Below are 620 nucleotides of genomic sequence, written 5' to 3' on the forward strand. Positions count from 1 at the left end.
TCAGCTGAACCGCCGCACGCCGGCGATGCGCGAGGAGAAACGCCGTATTATCAAGGACAAGCTCGGGGAACTCGGCCACGTCGATCTGCATCAGCTGCCGCGCGATATGTTCCTCGCGCCACCCCCGGTCACGGCCTACATCGTCAGTCTGATCGACAGCTGCTCGCGCTTGGCCTGGGCCGAGGTGCTGACCTCCAAGAAGGCGCTGCCGGTGATGTTCAAAACCCTGAAGATGATCAACACCCTCAACGTCACCTACGGGCTCGTCTTCGAAGAAATTTTGTCTGACAACGGCACCGAGTTCGCAGCTCGCAACAAGCCGGACGAGCATCCGTTCGAGGCCATGCTGCTCGAGCTCGGCATCAAACACCGTTACACTAGGCCCTATCGACCCCAGACCAACGGAAAGGTCGAGCGCTTCTGGCGAACCCTCGACGAGGACGTCATCGAGGGCGCCACTTTCGACAATCTCGATCACTTCGCCAACGAGCTGTTCGAGTACCTGATCTACTACAACAATCACAGGCCTCATCAGGCCCTCGCAGGACAAACCCCAAAGGCATTCGCCGCTACCAAGACCACCGCGATCCAATCACCGATTTAGTGAACATCTATAGCAA

General features: G+C 58.1%; 3 pseudogenes. All 3 read left to right on the forward strand.

Annotated elements, in window-relative coordinates:
- Positions 1 to 106: 106 nt before the first annotated feature.
- Positions 107 to 334, forward strand: a pseudogene (locus RCO31_RS34845) (hypothetical protein); the annotation flags it as partial.
- 21 nt (positions 335 to 355) lie between these two features.
- A pseudogene (locus RCO31_RS34850) lies at positions 356 to 437 on the forward strand (integrase core domain-containing protein); the annotation flags it as partial.
- Positions 419 to 604, forward strand: a pseudogene (locus tag RCO31_RS34855) (IS3 family transposase); the annotation flags it as partial. The pseudogenes RCO31_RS34850 and RCO31_RS34855, both read left to right, overlap by 19 nt.
- Positions 605 to 620 lie beyond the last annotated feature (16 nt).

Source organism: Bradyrhizobium sp. LHD-71, assembly GCF_031157255.1.
In the GTDB taxonomy this organism is placed as follows: Bacteria; Pseudomonadota; Alphaproteobacteria; order Rhizobiales; family Xanthobacteraceae; genus P52-10.